The organism is Kroppenstedtia guangzhouensis (assembly GCF_014637345.1).
Lineage (GTDB): Bacteria > Bacillota > Bacilli > Thermoactinomycetales > DSM-45169 > Kroppenstedtia > Kroppenstedtia guangzhouensis.
Map to the genome: position 1 here is coordinate 1 of NZ_BMEX01000063.1, position 1,398 is coordinate 1,398.

1 protein-coding gene is annotated in these 1,398 nt (G+C 46.5%); it reads left to right on the plus strand.

Annotation, left to right across the window (positions count from 1 at the left end; genetic code table 11):
• On the plus strand, window positions 1–1,092 hold a 1,092-nt coding region (locus IEV46_RS17790; RefSeq protein WP_188433959.1), incomplete at its 5' end, for a hypothetical protein.
• Between the last annotated feature and the right edge of the window lie 306 nt (window positions 1,093–1,398).

Here is a 1,398-nt window from a genome sequence, read left to right on the forward strand (position 1 = left end):
CCCTATTTCCCAGACTTTAAAAGCCAGTTCACAAAAACGCCAAACCTCTTTTTTGATGAAGTGCTAAGAAATGGCAAACAAGCGGAAGCGAAAGTGGTAGGGTGTCTAATTAGGCAAACCCTTGGTTGGAATAACGAAGCTGGCTGGACAGGTCTTTCCCGTAGTAAAATCGCTGAGCTGATGAACATGTCTCTGCGATCTGTAACAACGGGCGCTCGGGATGCCGCAAAGAAAAATTGGATCTTGATTTTTGATGACCCTCGACAAGGGAAAGGACATGAACCGAACTATTATTTTCTCAATAATCTCACTAACCAATTGATCGTAGCCGGATTGGAACGAAAGAAATTTTTTGTGGAAGACCTTGAAGACCTCACCTTGACCGGCATTGAAAAACTGCTGAAGAAAACTGGTTTGATGGACCAAGACGGTAACCCCATTTTCCCAGGTGACAAAGGGGTGCAAAATTTTCACGAGAACACTAGTTCTGGGAAAAAGTTTTCCCCGGATAGTGGGAAAAAGTTTTCCCCGGATAGTGGGAAAAAGTTTTCCCCAGATGACAAGGCCCAATCCCAAGCAATTCAAGAGGCTGCGGAGACCCTAAAGACAAGTATTTTTAAAGACAGTTCTTTTAAAGACATATCTGTTGTTGTTGTTGATATACTGACTGCTTGGGAAAAAGCATTTTCAGAAGAACTTGCACCCAAGAAGGTGATTCTTCTCTTGCAAGATGCAAAGGGAGACCATCAAAAAGTGATTCAGGAGATCAAGAACGTAAGCGAAGATCCTGAAGCAATTTCGCCGATTAAATGTGTCCGGTACGGGATTAAAAACGGGGGATGGGACCCTAAACCTAAACGTAAACCCTCCAGCCGGAAACAGCGTCAACCGGACAAGCCCGCTCCGAATCGTTCTGGTAAACAAAACAATGATGACTTGCCCCGGGCTGTCGCTCAAGCAATCGAGCGGGAAGCTAAAGGGGAGAAAGTCTCCGGCGGAGAAGTGGATCCGATAGTGGAAGCACGGTTGCGAGCAAAGTTGGACCGGATGCGCCAACGTTTAAGCCAACGTCAGAAAGAAATCACCTCATAATTAAACCAGTTTGCTCCCCAAACCGCTCCTGAGAGTCAAGAATCGATCTTGGGGAGAAGCAAGGGTGAGGCGGCAACGATTTCAAAACAGGAAAGCCTATCGTTGTCGCCTTTATTTATGTATTTATGTGGAAATTGTTTGTATTGCAAACCGGTCTACATTGAAGGGGAACCCCTTAGACGTCTTAAACCTGTTATCTAACCCCCTTACCCTCCGGTGGTAGTTTTGAGGGCTTAGAAGGCCCTCTGAGCGCCGGAGAGGGCCTGTTTATCCTCCCCGGTGATGCCACCGTCCGCCTCACTGGTA